This is a genomic window from Allobosea sp. LjRoot90 (genome assembly GCF_964254315.1).
In the GTDB taxonomy this organism is placed as follows: Bacteria; Pseudomonadota; Alphaproteobacteria; order Rhizobiales; family Beijerinckiaceae; genus Allobosea.
Window position 1 is genome coordinate 623,182 of sequence record NZ_CAXUTF020000003.1, and the last position, 20,902, is coordinate 644,083.

Below are 20,902 nucleotides of genomic sequence, written 5' to 3' on the forward strand. Positions count from 1 at the left end.
CTAACCGCCGCAAAGACGTGGATGGTCGCCACAAGGGCGACCATGACGGGGGGAGGGTCGAGGTGTCGGATGACGGTTTGCGGGCAGCGCCGCTTTACAGCGCCTTCAAGGCCGATTCATTCTCTCGCTAACGACGTGCTCGAGGTGCGCGAGCTCTTCGCCTGGGCCTCGATCGAGACGGTCGAGCTGAGTTACCAGGCGGGCGGAGCGGAGCACACCAAGCGGGTAAGGGAAGTGGTGATCGCTCCTCCGCTCTAGGCGAGAAAGTTCACGCCGATCAGATTGGTCCCGACATACGCGCTCTCGCCGCTCAACTGGATGCCGTTGAAGGAGAGGGAGGCCTTCGGTTCTCCGACGACATCAGGCGTCGCTCGGCCAAAGAGCTGCACGTCCGTTTGGTTCGCATGCGCCAAGGAGATGTCACCGCCGACGCTGGCCACTCCCCGCGCGACGATAGCTTCAAGAATATGAAGAGGCGCTCGGCCGCGACGTCCATAGGGATCGCCATGCATTTCAAATCGCGCCGCCTCTTCCTCATATTCGACGCGCTGGCCTAGTATCAGCGGCTTCGATGAGCCGACCGGATCCGTGATGGTCACAGCCACGTCGACACCGGGCTTGTCAGATTCTCGTTCGAGATGGGCGACACGGAAGCCCGCCGCGACAGGGCACCAGCCGAAGATCGCCGCTTCGAACGTGCCACGCTGCCCATTTGTGCTCGCAAGGTAGCTGCGCATGTATTCGCGGCCGAGCCTAGCACACAGATTTGCGGCGTCGGCGATACTCACCGGGGCCTGCGGATCTCCGTTCTGGTAGACCAGATTCTGCAAGAAGTTTGATGCCACGGCATAGGTTGAGATCGCCGGCAGGACGTCCCCCGCGAAAGCCATGCCCCACGTTGAGCGAAACAGAACGACTGACGTCAGTGAGGGGCCTGTTCTCGGCGTGCTGCACTTCACCGGAAGGAGGAAAATCTTACTGCCCTGGTCCGTCCGGATGGTTTGACCGCCTGTCGCACCCTCGGCGGAAATGCGAGTATCGGCGGCGCACCAGACCGCTCGATCATCGGGCTCGAACCAGATCGCTACGATCGTCATAATTGCACCACTTGATCCCTGCCGGTGCTCGGTCCAGCTATGATGCGTTGCCCGTCAGGTTGTTGTTTTGAGACGTTGCGTAATCCGCCTTTGACGGTCGTCTAGAGCGGCCTGCACGCGTTCCAAATGATTATCGAGTTCCCGATTTAGCTCCCAAAGCCGATCAGCTGCTGTGCGCAGAGCGTTTCGTTGAGCAATCATTTCGCTCGTCTGCTCCGCAAACCCTCTTGTGGCTGGTAGCGCGGCAAGTTGGTCGAACACTGCCTTAGAACGATCACGAAGCTCGGCCCACGTCGAGCGCTCCGCGTCGGTCAGCGGAACCGCAGCGAAATGGCCTGATCGAAGGGCTCGGTCGGCCATAGCACGAATTTGCCCACCTTCTGATCCAGGTGGATGTCCATCCCACGAAGAGGCCGCAGCTACCGATCTGCCAGTCGATACATCCATTGTTAGCGCTGAGCGAGCAGCAGCAATTTGCGACATTGAGCTGTCGACCTCGCTGAGCTCGGTTCTTAAATCCTGACGGAGCGATATTACCGCCTGCTGTGAGGCGATATTAACCGACCACCAAGAGGCTCCGAGCGCACCGATCGATACGGCAAGCGCTCCTGCTGAGATCCAATTCGGCAGGGGGATGGATTGAACCCAAGCGAGCAGTCGAACGGCCCTTGCGTCCATTGAAGCCTCCGATCACATGTTCGCTTCTCTTGGAGTATGTGGCGTCTGGGTTCAATTCGCGGACCTTCGCAAAACTCGATCTGTTGCCATTTGATTGTTCGCGCTACACCAGACACCAAGCTTGACTCCCCCCGCCCCTCCATCCTACGCCCATCGACGGGACACGCCGCCCCAACGCGGCGCGCCCATCTGTAAGGATGGAGACATCGATGGCGAATACGATTCCGGCAGCGCGCCCGCGCGTGCCGCATTTCTCGTCCGGCCCCTGCGCCAAGCGCCCCGGCTGGACCCTCAAGGCCCTTGGTGACGCAGCGCTCGGCCGCTCGCACCGCGCCAAGATCGGCAAGGACAAGCTCAAGCTCGCGATCGACCTGACCCGCGAGGTGCTGCAGGTCCCGGCCGATTACCGCATCGGCATCGTGCCGGCCTCCGACACCGGCGCCATGGAGATGGCGATGTGGAGCATGCTCGGCGCCCGCGGCGTCGACATGGTCGCCTGGGAGAGCTTTGGCGAGGGCTGGGTCACCGACGTCGCCAAGCAGCTCAAGCTGGCGGATGTCCGCACCTTCACCGCCCCCTATGGCGAGCTGCCGAACCTGAAGAAGGTCGACACCAAAAACCGCGACGTCGTCTTCACCTGGAACGGCACGACCTCGGGCGTCCGCGTCGTCGACGCCAGCTGGATCGCCGATGACCGCGAAGGGCTGACGATCTGCGACGCGACCTCGGCCGCCTTCGCCCAGAAGCTCGACTGGCCAAAGCTCGATGTCGTCACCTTCTCCTGGCAGAAGGTGCTCGGCGGCGAGGCCGCGCATGGCATGATCGTGCTCTCGCCCCGCGCGGTCGAGCGGCTGCTGACCTACAAGCCGGCCTGGCCGCTGCCCAAGATCTTCCGCATGACCTCGGGCGGCAAGCTCTCCGAGGGCATTTTTGCCGGCGAGACGATCAACACGCCGTCCATGCTCGCGGTCGAGGATTATCTCGACGCGCTCACCTGGGCCAAGAAGGTCGGCGGCCTCGACGGCCTGGTGAAGCGTGCCGACGGCAATGCCCGCGTCATCGCCAAGTTCGTGCGCGAGAACGACTGGATCGACTTCCTTGCGGTCAAGCCGAAGACGCGCTCGAACACCTCGGTCTGCCTCAGGTTCACCGACCCGGCGGTGACGGCGCTGCCGGCCGATGCGCAGGCGGCCTTCGCCAAGCAGGTCGTCCAGGTCATCGAGAAGGCCGGCGCCGGCTACGATCTCGGCCATTACCGCGACGCCCCTCCCGGCCTGCGCATCTGGTGCGGCGCGACCGTGCAGTCGCGCGACCTCAAGGCGCTGCTGCCCTGGATCACCTACGCCTTCAACGAGGCGAAGGCTTCGCTGGGCAAGAAGGCGGCGTAGGCGCCGCCCGTCATTCCGGGGCGCGGGCGAAAGCCCGTGAGCCCGGAACCCAGAACCGATGCGTGGCCTCGCTGGCCGCGTCCGTTCCGCCATTTCCTGATTCACCTGCGTTTCTGGGTTCCAGGCTCCTCGCTGCGCTCGGCCCCGGAATGACAGCGGAGTTCCATCCTCATGACCAAACCCCGCGTCCTGATTTCCGACGCCCTTTCCCCCGCCGCCGTGCAGATCTTCAAGGATCGCGGCATCGATGTGACCTTCGATCCGGCCCTCGGCAAGGACAAGGACAAGCTCGCCGCGATCATCGGCGACTATGACGGCCTCGCCATCCGCTCGGCCACCAAGGTCACCGCCAAACTGCTCGAGGCCGCGACCAGGCTGAAGGTGATCGGCCGCGCCGGCATCGGCGTCGACAATGTCGAGATCCCGGCCGCGACCAGCCGCGGCGTGATCGTGATGAACACGCCCTTCGGCAACTCGATCACCACCGCCGAGCACGCCATCGCGATGATGTTCGCGCTCGCCCGCCAGATCCCGGCCGCCGACATCTCGACCCAGGCCGGGAAATGGGAGAAGAACCGCTTCATGGGCGTCGAGATCACGGCCAAGACGCTCGGCCTGATCGGCTGCGGCAATATCGGCTCGATCGTCGCCGAGCGCGGCATCGGCCTCAGGATGCGCGTCATCGCCTTCGACCCCTATCTCTCGCCGGAACGGGCGGTGCAGCTGGGCGTCGAGAAGGTCGAGCTCGACGAGCTGCTGAAGCGCGCCGACTTCATCACCCTGCATGTGCCGATGACGGCGATGACCAAGAACATCCTCTCGGCCGAGAACCTCGCCAAGACGAAGAAGGGCGTGCGCATCATCAACTGCGCCCGCGGCGGCCTCGTCGACGAAGCCGCGCTGGCGGAACTGATCAAGTCCGGCCATGTCGCCGGCGCCGCCTTCGACGTGTTCTCGGCCGAGCCGGCGGAGAGCAACCCGCTGTTCGGCTTGGACAACGTCGTCTGCACGCCGCATCTCGGTGCCTCGACCAATGAGGCGCAGGAGAATGTCGCGCTGCAGGTCGCCGAGCAGATGAGCGACTACCTGCTCAAGGGCGCGATCACCAATGCGGTGAACTTCCCGTCGATCTCGGCCGAGGAAGCGCCGCGGATCAAGCCCTTCGTCGATCTTGCCGAAAAGCTCGGCTCCTTCCTCGGCCAGCTCACCGAGGCGCCGGTCAAGGGCATCCGCATCGAGTACGAGGGCGCGGTCGCGAGCCTGAACCTCAAGGCGATCTCGGCCGCTGCGATCACCGGCGTGCTTCGCCCCTTCCTGCCCGAGATCAACATGGTCAACTCGGCCATGGTGGCGAAGGAGAAGGGCATCGTCGTCGAGGAATTGACCCGCGACGTCGCCGGCAATCTCGAAAGCGTCATCCGCATCGTCGTCGAGGCCGAGGACATGCCGCGCCACGCCTCGGGCACGGTCTTCCATGACGGCAAGCCGCGCATCGTCGAGATCCGCGACATCGCCATCGACGCCGATTTCGCGCCGCACATGCTCTATGTCCGCAACGCCGACAAGCCGGGCTTCATCGGCCAGTTCGGCTCGCTGCTCGGCGCCGCCGGCGTCAATGTCGCGACCTTCAATCTCGGCCGCGACAAGCCGGGCGGCGACGCGATCTGCTATGTCGCCGTCGACGAGGCGATCTCGGACGAATTGCTCGCCAAGATCCACGAGATCCCGATGGTCAAGCGGGCGCGAAGGCTGAAGTTCTGAAGGCCGCTGCACGGTTGCGGTGCGCATGCTATCCTGTCCGAAATGGAGAGACGCATGCGCATCGTCACCTTCGATGTTCGCCGCGACGATGAGGCCGGCGTCTGGTACGCCAGCTCGACCAGCGACGCCGGCATCGTCACCGAGGCGGAGACGATCGAAGCCTTGCGCGAGCGGCTGACCCGGCTCCTGCCGGAATGTTTCGGCATCGAGGGCTGCCGGGTAGAATTGACGCTGTGCTGTGCGGAAGCGGACCTCGCTCAGCCCTCCGACGTCGCGATCTCGGCACTCTCGAGAACGTAACGCGCGAACAGGAAATCCCTGATCGCCACGATCTCGCCGCCGCGCCATTCCAGCGTCACGAAATAGAGCGGCCGGCCGCCGGCGTCCTGCGCGTCCAGCATCAGCACGGCCGGCCGTCCATCCACCGTTCCGACGGCACAACGCCAATGCGTCGCGACATCGTAGCGTCCGAAATAGGGAGCGACCTTGTCGCGGCCGCGCAGCTGCAGGCGATTGACGAGGTCGAGGCGCACATCCTCCGCCAACATGGCGCGAACGGCGTCGAAGTCATGGGCATTGAAGCGCGCGACATAGATCTCGAGCCGTTCGCGCTCGACCTTCGAGAGCGGCGGCGCTCGCAGCTCCGCAGGCTCGCCTGCGATCCCGGCGAGCCGCTGCCGCCCGCGCTGCAACAAGCCTTTCACGGCCGGCAGGCTCAAATCCAGCATCTGCCCGATCTCTTCCACCGAGAAGTCGAGCACGTCGCGCAGCGTGACGGCGCTGCGCTGCGCGACGGGAAGGCGCGCCAGAATCTGCAAGCTTGCCCGGGCGCCGAGCGGGTCGAAATCCGTCCGCTGCTGCGGGGCCATGTCGATATGTCCCTCGCCCTCGAAGGCGGCGCGACGCGAGCGCCGTCGCAGCGCATCGAGAGCGGCGTTGTGGGCGATGCGAAACAGCCAGCCGTCGGGATTTTCCCCCGGCCCGGCCTCGCTCCATGCTTCCGCCGCCTTCAGGAGAGCGTCCTGAACGACATCCTCGCCTTCGACCGACGCGCCCATCATACGGGCGCAGTAGCGATGCAGGGCCGGGCGCAACCGCTCGATCAGGCTGGCCAGCACCGTTTGCGCCGGATCCGGGGGCGACGGCGAGACAGGCGCCGTCATGGGCTTCCCGACAGTTCGTTCATTTCGCCGCCTTGCACCGCCATTTATCCTGCATGGGAGAAGGCGATATCGCAAAGCAGTGTTTCGACCGTGGCGAGCGCGCCGATCCGTTCGATATAGGCTTTGAAATACGCCTTCTCGCGAAAAGCGGCGATGTCGCCAATGCTGCGCCATTGTGAATAATTGACGAGCCGGCTTCCGTCCTTGGCGACGAGGACCGAGGAAGAGATCGACCCCGGCTGCTGGCTGAAGAAGGCTTCGGTGCCCTCGCGCAGGATCGCTGCGAGGCGCTGCTGATCCCCTGACTGAACCGTGAAGACGTTGACGAGGGCGATGCTGCCGTCACCGGCGGGAATCTTCGCTTCCATGGGAGCTCCTTTGGCTCGGTTTTGCGTGAACGCGGACATGGCGAGGCTGCCGGTGAGGACCATCAACGCTGCCCGACGCGAGACATTGTTCTTCGTCATATCGCAACCTCCATCCGCGGGATGCGTATCCAGTCGCCCTCGGCGCTTTCGAACATCCCTGCCTAAAGACGAACGCCGCGCGTCATCGGAACCGGATCGGCGCATTTTTTTGTTGCGCCCGAGCTTGCGGCACGCTGGAACGCCGCCGCACCCGCGCCGCAATGCCCCTTCTCTGTGATGCACAACGCCACAGGGAACCCACCATGCCTGCCCGTCTTCGCCTTGCTGCCTTGACCCTCGCCATCCTCGCCTCGCTCCCCGCCTCCGCCGATTGGGACAAGGCGCGGCTCGATGCCGAAATCCCGAGGATCGAGGCCGCCTCGCAGGGCCGCCTCGGCGTCGGCCTGATCGATCTGAAGGACCGCAAGAGCTGGTCGCATCGCGGGGCCGAGCCCTTCCCGCTGCAGAGCGTATTCAAGCTGCCGCTCGCGATCGGCGTGCTGCAGGCGGTCGAAGCCGGCAAGCTGAAGCTCGACCAGACCATTACCGTCACCCGCAACGATCTCTCGCTCTATCACAGCCCGCTCGCCAGGGCCTTCAAGGGCGAGCGCAACGAGTATCCGCTGCGCGAGTTGCTGGCCCGCTCGACCGGCGAGAGCGACAACACCGCCGCCGACCTCTTGCTGCGCCTGATCGGCGGCCCGCAGGCGCTGACCGCGCTCTTGAAGGATGGCGGCGTCAGCGGCATCTCGGTCGATCGCTATGAGCGCGTCTTCCAGCCCGAGATCTTGGGCCTGCCCGGCTATGGCTGGAACGCGACGATCGACACTGCGAAGTTCTACAAGGCGATCCAGGCGATTCCCGCTGCCGAGCGCAAGAAGCGCCTCGCGGCGACGCTGACCGACAAGCGCGACGCAGCATCGCCCGACGCTTCGATTGCCTTCCTCGAAGGCGTCGCCAAGGGCACCTGGTTGCGCGATCCCGCCCATTCCGCGCTGCTCGACAAGCTCATGCTCGAGGCCAAGACCGGCCCGAACCGGATCAAGGCCGGCCTGCCGACCGGGGCGCGTTTCGCCCACAAGACAGGGCTGGGCCCGAGCGCCAACGGGCTCAACCACGCCACCAACGATATCGGCATCGTCACCCTGCCGGACGGACGCCGCTTCGCCATCGCGGTCTATCTCGCCGGCGCGCAGGTCGGCGAGAAGGAGCGCGAGGCGGCCCATGCCGCGGTGGCGCGGCTGGCGGTGGAGAGCCTGCGGTAGAGCCATTGAATTGGCGGCAGGTACAGCAGGCATCGACCACCGGCCATCGATGCCCGGCAAAGTTGCGTTGACAAATGAAGGGCAAACCCCCATTTATGGCACTCGATCTAGGCCGAACGAATTGGCCCGCGCAGCTTCTGCGCACCGCTGACGACCTTCCTGCTCAAATCGAAAACGCGCGTGGCATGCTGCTGCGCGTGACCACCGCATCGCAAGAAGGAATATGATTATGGCCAGTGGCACAGTGAAATGGTTCAACGGGACCAAGGGTTTCGGCTTCATCCAGCCGGATGATGGCGGTCAGGACGTGTTCGTCCACATCAGCGCCGTCGAGCGCGCCGGCATGCGCGATCTCCGCGACGGTCAGAAGATCTCGTATGAGCTCGTCCAGGACAAGCGCTCGGGCAAGATGTCGGCCGACAATCTGCGCGCCGAGTGAGCTGACGCGCTGTCCAGCATAAGAGATCAGGGGCAGGCGACCGCGGATGTACCGGCGCCAGACCCGCTCCGCGCAGGATAGCTGAGGAAGGGTCGGGATCAGCCCGGCCCTTTTTTGTTTCCAAGAGACGTTTACACGAGGAAGTCCGAATGCAGGTTCTCGTCCGCGACAACAATGTCGAACAGGCGTTGCGCGTCCTGAAGAAGAAGATGCAGCGCGAGGGCGTGTTTCGCGAGATGAAGCGGCGTTCTGCCTATGAGAAGCCGTCCGAGAAGCGCGTCCGCGAGAAGGCCGATGCCATCCGCCGCGCCCGCAAGCTCGCCCGCAAGCAGGCGCAGCGCGAGGGCCTGCTCCCGGCGCCGAAGCCGAAGCCGCGTCCGGTCCGGCCGCCGCGCCCAGCGGTAGCCTGATTCAGGCCAGAGGAGCCGCAGCCATGGCAACCAAGGGACTCTCCACCGAGGAAGCCAAGCTTCGGGCGGAACGGAACTTCGCCAAGGTCGAGAAGCGGCGGGAAGAAGCAGAGAGCGCGCTCGAAGCCGTGCGCGCCGAACAGCGGGCCGTCGTCGAGAAGACGGTCAGGCTGCGCGCGCTGCGGCTTGCCAAGGAGGCTGCCGACGCCGCAGCCGCGGCGCTGGCTCCAGCCGAACCGGCGAAGAAGCCCCGGGTCCGGCGAGCGAAGTAGAACCTTCCAGTCGACCGCCACAGGCCGCCAGAACAACGTCTCAGCGCGCCTCGATGCCCGCGAGACAGGCGTGTAGCGCCCAGCTCTGTCATCGACGCGCCCGCCCCCTCCGTGAACTCGCGCTTGCGGCAGTGGCCGCCGCCCAGTGTCAGCGCAGCTTGCGCTCGGCGATCCAGATGCCGCCCAGCACCAGCACCAGCGCCAGCCCGTGATAGGCCGCGAGCTGCTCGCCGAGAATCAGCACCGCGAGCAGCGGCGCGAACACCGGCACGAGATTGACGAAGACGCCGGCGCGGCCGGGGCCGATCAGCTCGATCGCCCGCATGAAGAAGAGCTGCGACAGGATCGAGGGGCCGATCACGACATAGATCAGGATCAGCCAGCCCTTCAGCGTCGGCCAATAGGCCTTGCCGGTCGCGATCTCGGCGGCGAGCAGCGGCAGTGAAACCGCGCAGGCGACGATCGCCATCGCGGTGAAGAAGATCAGCCCGGGCATCGGCGGGCGGGTGCGGATGCCGACCGTGTAACCGGCATAGAGCACGGATGCGATGATCATCCACAGATCGCCGGGCAGGAAGCTGAGCTGAAGCAGGATGTGCCAGTCGCCGCGGCTCGCCGTGACCAGCACGCCAAGGATGGTGACGGTGACGCCGAGCGCCTGCAGGCCGCCGATCGGCGTGCGGAAGGCCAGGAAGGCGCCGAGCAGCACGAAGACCGGGATCGAGCCTTGCAGAATGCCGATATTGATTGCCGTGGTCGAATAGGCGGCGATGTACATCAGCGTATTGAAGGCGGTGAAGCCGAGGGCGCCGAGCAACGTCACCTTGAGCCAGTTCGCCTTCAGCGCCGGCCAGTGTTCGCGCAGGCCCTGGCGAAACAGATAGGGCATGACGGCGCAGACGAAGACCCAGCGCAGCGCGGTCAGCGTCATCGGCGCGATCTCGCCGACGGCGAGCCGGCTGGCGACGGCATTGCCGGCCCAGAGCAGGGTCGTCAGCGTCAGCAAGACATAGGCATTTGCCCAGACGCGCTGCGGAAGGGAGGCGGCGGGCTGCAAGATGCATGATCCTCATGTCTGCGAAGCACTTGCATAGCCTTGCCGGCCGCGCTTCTCCTATGAGAGGAGGCGCAATGCAGCCCGTCGCCGGACGCAAACGTGCCGAGGAAGCCATGAACGTGTTCAGTCGCAAACCGCTCCGCGTCCTCGTCGTTGACGGCTACAAGCGCGAGCAGCGCGAGGAATATGCCCGCGACTGGGGCGCAACTCCGTCTGAAGCCTATGCCGCCGAATTGCGCCGGATCGAGCCGTCCTTGGTGACGGATATCTGCCTGCCGGCCGACGAGGGCGCCAACCTGCCCGATGGCTCCGGCCTCGCCTCCTATGACGGCATCGCCCTGACCGGCTCCTCACTGCACATTCACAGCCCCGAACCGGCCGTGACCCGGCAGATCGAGCTGATGCGGGCGATCTACAAGAGCGGCACGCCCTGCTTCGGCTCGTGCTGGGGTATCCAGATCGGAGCCGTCGCTGCCGGCGGGACCGTCGCGCTCAATCCCAACGGGCTCGAGATCGGCTTCGCCCGCCGGATCAGCCTGACCGAAGAAGGCGCCCGGCACCCGCTGCTTGCCGGCCGGCCCGCCGCCTTCGATGCGCCGGCGATCCATTTCGACAGCATCGTTGCGCCGCCGGCGGACGCGACCATCCTGGCCTCGAACGCGATGAGCCCGATCCAGGCCGCCGAGTTCCGCCAGGATGGCGGCAGCTTCTGGGGCGTGCAGTACCACCCGGAATTCTCGCTCAGCCTCGTCGCCACGATCCTGCGACGGCACAGTGGGGTCCTGATCGAGCGCGGCTTCCGCAAGGACGAGGCCGATACGAAGGCCTGGCTCGCGGATCTCGACGCGCTCGACGCCGATCCTTCCCGCCGCGACCTCGCCTGGGCTCACGGCCTCGACGAGGAGGTGCTCGACCCCGTCAAGCGCGTGACCGAGCTCAGGAATTTCCTCGAGGCGCGGGTGAAACCGCAAGCGAGCGTGCGCGGACGGGCGTGAGACCGCCATGCTCGCCCCTGAAATGACGGGGCTACACCGCTGCCGGCAATCCGCCGCCGGCCCCGACAATGGACATGTCCATCGTCTGTTCGGGGCGGGAATCTGAAGTTCGTCCGCTGGTGCATCATTTCAACCCAGCACTCAACTCACTGGGGCACACCGCTGAACGCATCTAATCCGTAAATATACTCTTTGAGTATCGGCAGGCTCAAGAGTGAAACAATTGTATCCTTGTATCAGGTTTAGTTATGCATCTCTCGAAATGCTGCCCGATCGGGCCGATGCCGCTACGGAAATGCATCACGTTTGGAATGCCGGCAACATCGACGTAGACCAGCGCCATCTCGAACTCGTCAACAAAGGTGCTTGTCTTCGGCTTCCAATCGACTGATTCACGGGCATTTATTACTCTCGCATAGTCCTTGTAACCGCCCACCAAACACGCTGTACGCCAGTTCCCTTCGTTTAAAGTTGAGATGTCCAGCTCGTCGCCCTCTAGAAGAGCTCGACCTTTCAAAATCATGCGGTAGCGTTCCAGCTCGGACAGGAATTGCGAATATTGGGGGTTGTTTTCGCCGAGCAAACTGCGAGCGCCTAACAAGATCGCAGGGACCGCGAAAAGACTCACGAAGAGGCTAATGACAATTGCGCCTGCTAGAAGCTCAGCGAGGATGGCTGCGAGGCGAAACATCAGGATCCAATTGACTGAAGGCCTAAGCACATCGCCGCATACGAAGCTAACACGTCGTGACCTACCTCGGCAAAGGGACGAAATTCGCCATCGGCAGCCTGCCGACAAGCCGATCTTCAGATCGCCTCCGCCAAGAATTGTCGGTCTCGGTGAACTCTCGCCCTTGTGGCGAGCATCCACGTCTTGAACACCGCATTGCAGGAGGAAAGACGTGGATGGTCGGGACGAGCCCGACCATGACGGACATCGCGGTGTCTGGAATGACAGGACTACGCCGCGTCGGCCACCTTGGCCGCCATCGCCCCAAACACCTTGCCGCCGAGCGCACGCGCTGTATCGAGATGCGCCGACATCTCCGGCACGGGCACTAGGAATTCGGAGGTCACGACCGGCGCGCCGCAATAGCCGAAGATGCCGTGATCGATCTGCGTCTTCATCGCACCGTAATAGCCGTGGCGGGCGAAGGTGCGCATGTCGGCGCCCGCGAGCGCAACGAGATGGACCGGCAGGTGCTCCAGCTTCTTGATCGTCTTCATGTCCTCGAGCTCCTCATAGGCCCAGCCATTGGCGAAGACCCGGTCGATCCAGCCTTTCATCAGTGCCGGCATCGACCACCAGTAGATCGGATAGACCAGCACCAGCGCATCGGCCCGGTCGACCCGCGCCTGCTCGAAGGCGATGTCGGCGGGCTGCGCGATCTCGCGGCGATGCACGGAAAGATCGTTCAGCGAAAAGCGCGGATCGAAACCTTCCTTGGCGAGATCGGCGATCTCGACGCTATGGCCGGCGCCGGAGACGCCGTCGGCCAGCGCCTGCGCCACGGCATGGCTGAGCGAACCGGGATCGGGATGGGCGACGACGACGAGGGCGTGCATGGGAATGTCTCCTGGGTTGATTGCGATTGGCGCGCAATGGCTATATACTTATAGTAAGTTACTTTTGGTACATAAGACATGTCAAGCCTCGATACCGAACGGCCGCGCCGCCAGCGCCTGACGCGCGAGGATCGCCAGCGCCAGCTCATAGCGACCGCCTGGCGAATCGTCGGCGAGGAAGGCACCGACGCCTTGACGCTCGGCCGCCTCGCCGAGCGGGCCGGCGTGACCAAGCCGGTGGTCTACGACCACTTCACCACCCGCAGCGGATTGCTGATCGCGCTCTATCGCGACTTCGATTTGCGGGAATACGCGGTCATGGATGCGGCGCTCACCGGCAGCGAGGCGAGCCTTGCCGGCAAGGCCGGGGCGATCGCTTCATCCTATGTCGACTGCGTGCTGACCCAGGGGCGCGAGATTCCAGGTGTCGTCGCGGCCCTGGCGGGCTCGCCCGAGCTCGCCGCGGTCAAGCGCGACTGCGACGTGATCTTTCTGGAGAGGTGCCGGAGCCTGCTCGCGCCCTTCGCCGATGGCCGGACGATCCCGACTGCGGGCTTACGCGCCATGCTCGGCGCCGCCGAGGCGCTGTCGCATGCCGCCGCGACCGGCGAAGTCGGCGCCGAGGAGGCGAAGCGGGAGCTGTTCGAGACGATCACCGCCATGGTCGCACGCAGCGCAAAGGCTTGAGCCGGCCGCTTACGGGGTTCCACACGCGCCGCCGGCCCTGTAAGTCCGCGGCAACTCCAGTCACTCAGCGCTCCGGACATCATGATTCGCCTCGAAAGCATCGGCAAGCAGAACGGCCAGCAGATCATCTTCATCGAAGCCTCGGCGGCGCTGCAGAAGGGCGAGAAGGTCGGCCTCGTCGGCCCCAACGGCGCCGGCAAGACCACGCTGTTCCGGCTGATCACCGGCGAGGATCTGCCCGATGAAGGCCAGGTCTCGGTCGATCGCGGCATCACCATCGGCTATTTCAGCCAGGATGTCGGCGACATGGCCGGGCGCAGCGCCGTCGCCGAGGTGATGGATGGCATCGGCCCGGTCAGCGCGATTGCCGCCGAGCTGAAGGAGCTCGAGACGGCGCTGGGCGATCCCGACCGCGCCGACGAGATGGATGAGCTCATCACCCGCTATGGCGAGGTGCAGGGGCGCTTCGAGGAGCTCGACGGCTATGCGCTCGACGGCCGCGCCCGCGAGGTGCTGGGCGGCCTCGGCTTCAGCCAGGAGATGATGGAGGGCGATGTCGGCGCGCTCTCCGGCGGCTGGAAGATGCGCGTGGCGCTGGCCCGCATCCTCCTGATGCGGCCCGACGCCATGCTGCTCGACGAGCCGAGCAACCATCTCGACATCGAAAGCCTGATCTGGCTGGAAAGCTTCCTCGAGGGCTATGACGGCGCCCTGTTGATGACCTCGCATGACCGCGAGTTCATGAACCGGATCGTCGGCAAGATCGTCGAGATCGATGGCGGCACGCTGACCAGCTATTCCGGCGACTACGAGTTCTACCAGCAGCAGCGGGCCCTCGCCGAAAAGCAGCAGCAGGCGCAGTTCGAGCGCCAGCAGGCGATGCTCGCCAAGGAGGTCGCCTTCATCGAGCGCTTCAAGGCCCGCGCCTCGCATGCGGCGCAGGTCCAGAGCCGCGTCAAGAAGCTCGACAAGATCGAGCGCGTCGAGCCGCCCAAGCGCCGTCAGACCGTGCAGTTCGAGTTCCAGCCGGCACCGCGCTCGGGCGAGGATGTCGCGACGCTGAAGGGCGTGCATGTCCGCTATGGCAGCCGCACGATCTATGACGGGCTCGACTTCCAGGTCCGCCGCAAGGAGCGCTGGTGCGTGATGGGCGTCAACGGCGCCGGCAAGTCGACGCTGCTGAAGCTCATCGCCGGCGCCACGCAACCGAACGAAGGCACGGTCGTTGTCGGCGGCACCGTCAAGATGGGCTATTTCGCCCAGCATGCTATGGAGCTGCTCGAAGGGGACGAAACCGTCTTTCAATCGCTCGAAGGCTCGTTTCCGCAGGCTGGGCAAGGCTCGCTGCGCGCCCTCGCCGGCTGCTTCGGCTTCTCGGGCGACGATGTCGAAAAGCGCTGCCGCTTTCTTTCGGGTGGCGAGAAGGCGCGGCTCGTCATGGCCAAGATGCTCTATGACCCGCCGAATTTCCTCGTGCTCGACGAGCCGACCAACCATCTCGACATCGCCACCAAGGAGATGCTGATCACGGCGCTCGCCCAATACGAGGGCACCATGCTGTTCGTCAGCCACGATCGCCATTTCCTGGCGGCGCTCTCCAACCGGGTGCTCGAGCTGACGCCGGACGGCGTCCACAACTATGGCGGCGGCTACACCGAATACGTCGCCAGCACCGGCCAGGAGGCGCCGGGCTTGCGGAGCTGACGCGACCGGCTATTCAGCCGCGCTGCAGCCTTGTTGGCCTGCTGGCTTCGTGCAAATCTGATCCCTGCCCCTCCGACTATGCCTTTAAGCCTTCGCAAGCACAGGCGGCCTGACCGGCCGACCTCGGCTTGCTCGCGGATGGGGATGGCAGATGGCCGGCGATCTCGATTTGCTGATCGGAACCTGGACGGTCCGGGTCAAGGCCTGGGTCTGGGAATATGATTTCCGCAGCGATGGCGGCGTCGTCTGGCGCGACCAGGGCAGCATCGAGAGCGGCGTCGGCAACTGGGCCGCGACCTCGAAGCTGGTCAACATGTGGTGGAAGGGTTCGACGACCCGCGAAAGCTGGCAAAGGCCACTGAGCGCCAGCAACGACCACACCTGGTACGAATCTTCCTACTTCCGGGGAAAATACCGGATCGAGAAGACCGGCTTCATCCCGCCATCGCCAAGCCCGCCATCGGGGCCGACCGATGCCAACCGCATTGACGCCGCCTGGGAAGCGAGCCGCGCCTCGCTCCGCTTCGCGCTGACCCGGCTGAGGCTGCTGCAAAAGCAGATCAAGTTCTTCGAGGATTCCCACGGCAGCGAAGCCGCCTTCAACGAGTTGCGCAGGAACTTCCGGCGCGACATGGCGGTGATCTCGCGCAAGCTGCTGGTGCCGCCGAGCCCGATGGATCCGGCCTTCCGCAGCGCGCTGGCGAGCGCCATTGGCCTGATCGAGCAGAACCTCGCCTTGCCGAAATCGTTGAACGCGGCGCGCGCCGGCGGCAAATGCGTCGATCCCAGGCCCGCCTTCGCCTGGACCACACCGAGCCGGAAACCGCCGGACACGGACCTCTGCACCTCCTGGTTCTCCGCCAACGCCGATCTCCAGCGCGACGTCGTCACCCACGAGTATTTTCACACGGTCGGCCTCGGCGACATCTCGGTCTCGACGACCGCCAATGCCTTGGGCAACGCCAACACGATGGCCCAGGTCGTCGCCTTCCTGCACGACCGGGCCCGGCAGAAGAATTCCGACGGCAACGAGCAGATGGTCCCAGCGCTGCCAACGCCTTGACGGCTCCAGCCAGCAGCTGACGCAGCGAAAACCGCGCTGATACCGGCAAACGCCAGCCATCGTCGCCGGGCGGTGGTTGCGCCCTCGCGGCGCCTTTCCACCTTCCGGCCCAATTCCGCCCTCGCCGCGCCGAAATCCACCGGACAAATCGCGGCCATGTGATTTGTCGGGGGACAGCATGATGAAGACCGGACTGGCCGCAGCCTTGATTTTCGCGCCGAGCCTCGCTGGCGCCGCCGAGATCGAGTTCGCCTCTAAGATCGATCGCGTCACCGTCTATCCGGATGGCGCAGTGGTGACCCGACTCGGCAAGGCCGCGCTGTTGCAAGGCGCCTCGCAGATCGTGCTGCGTGGCCTGCCTGCCAGCGTCGATCCGGCCTCGATCCGCGTCGAGGCACAGGGCGACGGCGCCTTCTCGATCGGTGCGGTCGATGTCCGCCAGGTCCCGGGCGAGGCCCGCCCCGCCCTCGATCAGGCGTTGGAAGGCAAGATCCGAGCGCTGCAAGGCGAGAAGGCGAAGCTCGCCGGCGAGATCAGCGCGATCGAAGCCAAGCGCGCCACCATCGAGAACTTCGGCAAGATCGGCCCCGACAAGCTCGGGCCGGACGGCAAGGCGCTGCCTGTCAGCGACTGGCCGGCCGTGTTCGACGCGATCGGCACCGCGCTGGTCAAGGTACAGGGCGAACTGCTCGCGCTGCGCAACCGCATTTCCGATCTCGACGCCGAGATCGCCGCGCTGGAGAAGGCAAGGCCGTTGGCGCCGCGCGCCAGCCAGCCGAAGCGCGACGTCGCCATCGCTGTCGAGGCGAAAGCGCCGGTCGCGGCCGACATCTCCGTCAGCTACCGCGTCTCCGGCGCGAGCTGGCTGCCGGTCTACGAGGCGCGGCTCACCACCGGCAGTGCCAATGACGCCGCCGAGATCGCTTTCACCCGCCGCGCCGACCTGCGCCAGCGCACCGGCGAGGACTGGAGCGAGGTCGCCGTCGAACTGTCGACGACGCGTTCGGCCCAGGGCACCCGCGCCCCGGATCTCAACCCGTTGCGCATCGCCTTCTACGAGCCGCCGGTGGTCTACGAGGAACGCCTCCGCCGCAGCGCGCCCGCGACGGCGCGACCGGCAGCGCCCCTGGGCGCCGCGCCGGACGTCGACGCGGTCGTCGCCCCCGCCCCCAAGGAAGCCGAACAGCAGCGCGCCGAGGTCCAGACCGCGACCGTGACGGCCGGCGCCTATCAGGCGAGCTTCAAGGTGCCGGGCCGGGTCACCATCCCGCAGGACGGATCCAGCAAGGCGGTGGTGCTGACGCAAGCCAAGATCAAGCCGGAGCTCTCCGCCCGCGCCACGCCGGAACTCGAGGAGAAGGCCTATCTCGAGGCGAGCTTCAACCATGATGACGAGGCGCCGCTGCTCGCCGGCGAGGTCTATCTCCACCGCGACGGCGCCTATATCGGCAAGGGACGCCTCGGACAGGTCGCGCCGGGCGACAAGGTCGAGCTCGGCTTTGGCGCCGACGACCGCCTCAAGGTGACGCGCGTGCCGGTGCGCCGGCGCGAGAACGATTCCGGCTGGCTCGGCTCGACGCGCACCGATCAGCGCGAATTCAGGACGGTGGTGAAGAGCCTGCACGCCCAGCCGGTCAAGCTCACCGTGATCGAGCGCGTGCCGTTCTCGGAGAACAGCGCGATCACGGTCGAGCTGCTGTCGCAGAGCACGCCGCCGACCGAAAAACAGATCGGCGACAAGCGCGGCGTCTCGGCCTGGAGCTTCGAGCTCGCGCCCGGCGCGCAGAAGGAGATCCGCCTCGCCTACCGGATCAAGTATCCGGGCGACCGCGAGGTCATCTTCGACCAGACGCGGCGGTAGGCGGGCTCTCCCAGACTTCTTTGCGCAAGGCTGATCGCCTGAATTCCTCCCTTCCCCCTTTGGGGAAGGGTATGGGGATGGGGGTGGCACCGCTTGGTGATCGTCAGCAGAAGAGGGCCTCGGCAGCAGCGACAGCGCTACTAGCTTCAGTCGATCGCTCCGGCTTTACGACCCCCACCCCTGCCCCTCCCCACAAGGGGGAGGGGTTTCGCGCCCGACAACCTACTCAGCCGCGATCGCCTGCCAGCCCTGGCCGAGCTCCTGATCGACCAGGCCAACCCAGTAGCGCACGCCCGCCGGGATGATCTCGTCGTTGAAGTCGTAGAGCGGTGTATGCAGCCCCTTGAACGAGCCGTCGGCCTCGACGCCGTTGCCGATGCGCATGAAGGCACCGGGGCAGACCAGCATCATCTCGGCGAAGTCCTCGCCGCCCGTGCCGCGCCGCATCTCGCCGTCGACATGCGCAGGCCCGGCGGCGGCCGACGCCGCCGCGACCGCGACCTTCACCTGCTCGGCAGCGTTCACCAGCGGGCTGGTGCCGCGGTGATAGTAGGCCTGCGCCTCGCAACCCCAGGCCATCGCCGTCGCCGCCGCCAGCTCGGCGATGCGCCGCTCGACCAGATCGCGCACCTCCGGCGAATAGGTCCGCGCCGTGCCGCCGATGACGAGTTCGGAAGGGATGACGTTCGAGGCGTTTACGTCGCCGCCATGGATGAAGCCGACGCTGATCACGGCCGTGTCGAGTGGCGCGACATTGCGGCCGACGATGCCCTGCAGGCCGAGCACGAAATGCGCCTGCGCATAGGTGATGTCGGTCGAGCGATGCGGCTGGGAGCCGCCATGGCCGCCGACGCCGTGGAAGGTCACGCGCCAGGAATCCGCCGACGCCAGGAAGGGACCGACCGCCGTGCCGAAATGCGATGCAGGCACGCCCGGCGTATTGTGCAATCCGTAGATCGCGTCGCAGGGGAAGCGCTCGAACAACCCGTCGGCGAGCATGGCATTGGCGCCGCCGCGGCCTTCCTCGGCCGGCTGGAAGATCAGGTTGACCGTGCCACCGAAATCCCGGTTCTCGGCGAGATAGCGGGCCGCCGCGAGCAGCATGGTGGTGTGGCCGTCATGGCCGCAAGCATGCATGCGCCCGGGGAATTTCGAGGCATGCGGCAGCTCCGTCAGCTCCTCCAGCGCAAGGCAGTCCATATCGGCGCGCAGGCCGATGGCGCGCTGGCCCGGCTGGTTGCCGCGGATGACACCGACGACACCGGTCTGGCCGATGGTCTCGGTGACTTCGACGCCCCATTCGCGCAGCTTGTCGGCGACGAGCTTGGCGGTACGATATTCCTCGAGACCGAGCTCGGGATGGGCGTGGATGTCGCGGCGGATCGCCGTGAACTCGGCGTGATGTCCGCCGAGCCAGTCATCGAGCTTCGTCATGATTGTCGTTCCCCAGCCTGCGGCGTTCTTTTGCAAGCACGGCTCATGCCAGTGCCATTCGCCGCCTCCTCAATCTCATACGGCCGATTGCCGCCAAATCATTCTGCAAACACGGCAAAACAGCCATGCTTCAGGTGACTGACGGCAGATCAGGGGTGATGAGCACGGGCCGAGGTAAAGCCGTTCAGCCCGCCATCGCGACTTCGGCGCCGCGCCCGAGATCGGCCATCCACTGGCGATAGCGCGGCTGGGCTTCGAGCTGATGGGCATAGTGCCGGCTGAGCGCCGCGGTGAGCCGGCCGCCACGCTTCAATTGCGTATCGGCGAAGCCGATCATCACCGAGTTCGGCCAGGCCTGCGGCCGGATTTCGCGCAGGCGCGCGAACAGGGCGTCCTCGCTTTCATCGGCATGGACCTGCGCCATCAGCGACAGCATCGCTGCGGTCGAGCGCGAGATGCCCATATGGCAATGCACGAGCAGGTGTCCTTCCTGCCGCTTCAGCGCCGTCTCACGCAAGCTGGCGCCGAAGTCGAGTATCTCGGCGACATGGGCATCGGTCGGGTGCACACGGCCGTCCTGCGGCGTGATGATGTCGTGGAAGCGCAGTGTCACGCGCTCATGCGCACCGTAGGCCGCAAAGGACTCGAGCTCCGGCAGATCGGGATCGAGCAGCGAGAGGACATGGCTGACCTTGCGTGCGCTCTGCGCCGGCAGTTCCTCGATCCCGCAGATGGTGAGCATGGAAATGGCGATCGGCTGCATCGGCGTCGGTCTCACAAGGTTGCTGGCGCCGGGTTAATCCTCCCCGGCCGCCGCCGCAACCGCGATCGCCGCAAGGCTGCCCTGCCCGTCAGCGCCTGGCCTCATAGCGCAGCCACTGAATGCCTTCGCCCAGGGTCTTTGCCCCGGCGAGCGCAAGATTGCTGCGCACACCATCGGCGAAGAGCCGCCCACCAGCGCCGAGCACGACCGGATAGACCATCAGGTTGTAGGCATCGACCAGCCCGGCGCGCTGCAGGCCGTGGACGAGCTTCAGGCTGCCATAAACCAGGATGTCGCCGCCTTCCCGCTCCTTCAGCGCGGCGATGGCGGCGAGCGCGTCGCCTGCAAGGATCGAAGTGCCCTGCCACTCGGCCTTCGTCAGTGTGGTCGAGGCGACGTGCTTCGGCAGCGCGTTGATCTGGTCGGCGAAGGGGCTGTCGGTGACGTGCGGCCAGACCGCGGCGAAGGCATCATAGGTCCGGCGGCCGAACAGCAGCGAATCCGCGGCATCGAGCTCTTCCTGCTTCAGCCGCTCGCCTTCCGGCCCGCGCGAGAACGGACCGGTCCAGTCGCCGAGGCCGGAATTCTCCATGCCGACCGGGTCCTCGATGACTCCGTCGAGCGAGATGTACTGGGTGACGACGAGCTTGCGCATGCTGCTTCTCCGGTGATCCGCCGAGCAGCGCTGCGCTGCCCCTTCTGCCCAGGCGTCGAAGGAGAAACCGCGGAATCGACAGCGTCCCGAAAAATTCTTTCCCCGGCTTTGCTGCCGCCAGCCTTGACCTTGCCATGCTCTTGGCCGAAGAGGGCTTGCAAGGACCTCACCCGAAACCCCGGCCTTGCGCCGGGGTTTTTGTTCGTGCGGGCGCTTGCGCCAACAGCAAAGAGGGAA

Annotated in this window: 21 protein-coding genes; 12 read left to right on the forward strand and 9 right to left on the reverse strand. The window is 65.5% G+C overall.

What is annotated here, in order from left to right:
- Nucleotides 1-254: 254 nt before the first annotated feature.
- Nucleotides 255-1,097 carry a hypothetical protein gene (locus ACSQ3M_RS15145; protein ID WP_436150890.1) on the reverse strand — a complete coding sequence of 281 codons (843 nt, stop codon included), beginning with the start codon at nucleotides 1,095-1,097 and terminating at the stop codon, nucleotides 255-257.
- 887 nt (nucleotides 1,098-1,984) lie between these two features.
- Between ACSQ3M_RS15145 and ACSQ3M_RS15150 the strand changes: the two genes are divergently transcribed.
- From ACSQ3M_RS15150 to ACSQ3M_RS15160, 3 genes are all read left to right on the forward strand, one after another.
- Entirely contained in the window at nucleotides 1,985-3,163 is a 1,179-nt protein-coding gene (locus tag ACSQ3M_RS15150; protein ID WP_436150891.1) for a phosphoserine transaminase, read from the forward strand.
- A 171-nt stretch (nucleotides 3,164-3,334) separates the two neighbouring features.
- Nucleotides 3,335-4,924 (forward strand): phosphoglycerate dehydrogenase, encoded by a 1,590-nt coding sequence (gene serA / locus ACSQ3M_RS15155; RefSeq protein ID WP_436150892.1) that lies wholly within the window; start codon nucleotides 3,335-3,337, stop codon nucleotides 4,922-4,924.
- 54 nt (nucleotides 4,925-4,978) lie between these two features.
- Nucleotides 4,979-5,224: a DUF1902 domain-containing protein gene (locus ACSQ3M_RS15160; RefSeq protein ID WP_436150893.1), complete on the forward strand. Its 246-nt coding sequence runs from the start codon at nucleotides 4,979-4,981 to the stop codon at nucleotides 5,222-5,224.
- On the opposite strand, the gene ACSQ3M_RS15165 is transcribed toward ACSQ3M_RS15160, so the two are convergent.
- On the reverse strand, nucleotides 5,182-6,087 hold the full coding sequence (locus ACSQ3M_RS15165) for a sigma-70 family RNA polymerase sigma factor (RefSeq protein WP_436150894.1): 906 nt from the start codon (nucleotides 6,085-6,087) through the stop codon (nucleotides 5,182-5,184). The two genes, ACSQ3M_RS15160 and ACSQ3M_RS15165, sit on opposite strands and share 43 nt — an antisense overlap.
- A gap of 44 nt (nucleotides 6,088-6,131) precedes the next feature.
- On the reverse strand, nucleotides 6,132-6,518 hold the full coding sequence (locus ACSQ3M_RS15170; RefSeq protein WP_436150895.1) for an antibiotic biosynthesis monooxygenase family protein: 387 nt from the start codon (nucleotides 6,516-6,518) through the stop codon (nucleotides 6,132-6,134).
- A 239-nt stretch (nucleotides 6,519-6,757) separates the two neighbouring features.
- On the opposite strand from ACSQ3M_RS15170, the gene bla reads away from it, so the two are divergent.
- The 4 genes from bla to ACSQ3M_RS15190 all read left to right on the forward strand — a co-directional run bounded on the left by bla (nucleotide 6,758) and on the right by ACSQ3M_RS15190 (nucleotide 8,880).
- A complete protein-coding gene (gene bla / locus ACSQ3M_RS15175) occupies nucleotides 6,758-7,759 on the forward strand; it encodes a class A beta-lactamase (protein ID WP_436150896.1) in 1,002 nt (333 codons plus the stop codon).
- A gap of 229 nt (nucleotides 7,760-7,988) precedes the next feature.
- Nucleotides 7,989-8,198 carry a cold-shock protein gene (locus ACSQ3M_RS15180; RefSeq protein ID WP_057191831.1) on the forward strand — a complete coding sequence of 70 codons (210 nt, stop codon included), beginning with the start codon at nucleotides 7,989-7,991 and terminating at the stop codon, nucleotides 8,196-8,198.
- Between the two features lie 149 nt (nucleotides 8,199-8,347).
- Nucleotides 8,348-8,608, forward strand: coding sequence for a 30S ribosomal protein S21 (gene rpsU, locus ACSQ3M_RS15185; protein WP_436150897.1), 261 nt, complete (start codon nucleotides 8,348-8,350; stop codon nucleotides 8,606-8,608).
- 23 nt (nucleotides 8,609-8,631) lie between these two features.
- Nucleotides 8,632-8,880: a hypothetical protein gene (locus tag ACSQ3M_RS15190; protein ID WP_436150898.1), complete on the forward strand. Its 249-nt coding sequence runs from the start codon at nucleotides 8,632-8,634 to the stop codon at nucleotides 8,878-8,880.
- Nucleotides 8,881-9,028: 148 nt separating this feature from the next.
- Here ACSQ3M_RS15190 and ACSQ3M_RS15195 read toward each other — a convergent pair whose 3' ends face one another.
- Nucleotides 9,029-9,937, reverse strand: coding sequence for a DMT family transporter (locus tag ACSQ3M_RS15195; RefSeq protein WP_436150899.1), 909 nt, complete (start codon nucleotides 9,935-9,937; stop codon nucleotides 9,029-9,031).
- Between the two features lie 113 nt (nucleotides 9,938-10,050).
- Here ACSQ3M_RS15195 and ACSQ3M_RS15200 point away from each other — a divergent pair, with 113 nt between their 5' ends.
- Nucleotides 10,051-10,932: a type 1 glutamine amidotransferase gene (locus ACSQ3M_RS15200; protein ID WP_436150900.1), complete on the forward strand. Its 882-nt coding sequence runs from the start codon at nucleotides 10,051-10,053 to the stop codon at nucleotides 10,930-10,932.
- Nucleotides 10,933-11,140: 208 nt separating this feature from the next.
- Here ACSQ3M_RS15200 and ACSQ3M_RS15205 read toward each other — a convergent pair whose 3' ends face one another.
- On the reverse strand, nucleotides 11,141-11,623 hold the full coding sequence (locus tag ACSQ3M_RS15205) for a hypothetical protein (protein ID WP_436150901.1): 483 nt from the start codon (nucleotides 11,621-11,623) through the stop codon (nucleotides 11,141-11,143).
- A gap of 269 nt (nucleotides 11,624-11,892) precedes the next feature.
- On the reverse strand, nucleotides 11,893-12,498 hold the full coding sequence (locus ACSQ3M_RS15210; protein WP_436150902.1) for an NAD(P)H-dependent oxidoreductase: 606 nt from the start codon (nucleotides 12,496-12,498) through the stop codon (nucleotides 11,893-11,895).
- Between the two features lie 78 nt (nucleotides 12,499-12,576).
- On the opposite strand from ACSQ3M_RS15210, the gene ACSQ3M_RS15215 reads away from it, so the two are divergent.
- From ACSQ3M_RS15215 to ACSQ3M_RS15230, 4 genes are all read left to right on the forward strand, one after another.
- Nucleotides 12,577-13,185, forward strand: coding sequence for a TetR/AcrR family transcriptional regulator (locus tag ACSQ3M_RS15215; RefSeq protein ID WP_436150903.1), 609 nt, complete (start codon nucleotides 12,577-12,579; stop codon nucleotides 13,183-13,185).
- Nucleotides 13,186-13,266: 81 nt separating this feature from the next.
- Nucleotides 13,267-14,889, forward strand: coding sequence for an ABC-F family ATP-binding cassette domain-containing protein (locus ACSQ3M_RS15220; RefSeq protein WP_436150904.1), 1,623 nt, complete (start codon nucleotides 13,267-13,269; stop codon nucleotides 14,887-14,889).
- A 151-nt stretch (nucleotides 14,890-15,040) separates the two neighbouring features.
- Nucleotides 15,041-15,952, forward strand: coding sequence for a hypothetical protein (locus ACSQ3M_RS15225; protein ID WP_436150905.1), 912 nt, complete (start codon nucleotides 15,041-15,043; stop codon nucleotides 15,950-15,952).
- Nucleotides 15,953-16,133: 181 nt separating this feature from the next.
- Nucleotides 16,134-17,813 (forward strand): mucoidy inhibitor MuiA family protein, encoded by a 1,680-nt coding sequence (locus ACSQ3M_RS15230; RefSeq protein WP_436150906.1) that lies wholly within the window; start codon nucleotides 16,134-16,136, stop codon nucleotides 17,811-17,813.
- A 222-nt stretch (nucleotides 17,814-18,035) separates the two neighbouring features.
- Here ACSQ3M_RS15230 and ACSQ3M_RS15235 read toward each other — a convergent pair whose 3' ends face one another.
- From ACSQ3M_RS15235 to ACSQ3M_RS15245, 3 genes are all read right to left on the reverse strand, one after another.
- Nucleotides 18,036-19,247, reverse strand: coding sequence for an amidohydrolase (locus ACSQ3M_RS15235; RefSeq protein ID WP_436150907.1), 1,212 nt, complete (start codon nucleotides 19,245-19,247; stop codon nucleotides 18,036-18,038).
- A 184-nt stretch (nucleotides 19,248-19,431) separates the two neighbouring features.
- The gene (locus tag ACSQ3M_RS15240; RefSeq protein ID WP_436150908.1) at nucleotides 19,432-20,010 is read right to left on the reverse strand and encodes a tyrosine phosphatase family protein; all 579 of its coding nucleotides are present in this window, start codon (nucleotides 20,008-20,010) and stop codon (nucleotides 19,432-19,434) included.
- 88 nt (nucleotides 20,011-20,098) lie between these two features.
- Nucleotides 20,099-20,665, reverse strand: a complete 567-nt coding sequence (locus ACSQ3M_RS15245; RefSeq protein ID WP_436150909.1) for a dihydrofolate reductase family protein — start codon at nucleotides 20,663-20,665, stop codon at nucleotides 20,099-20,101.
- Between the last annotated feature and the right edge of the window lie 237 nt (nucleotides 20,666-20,902).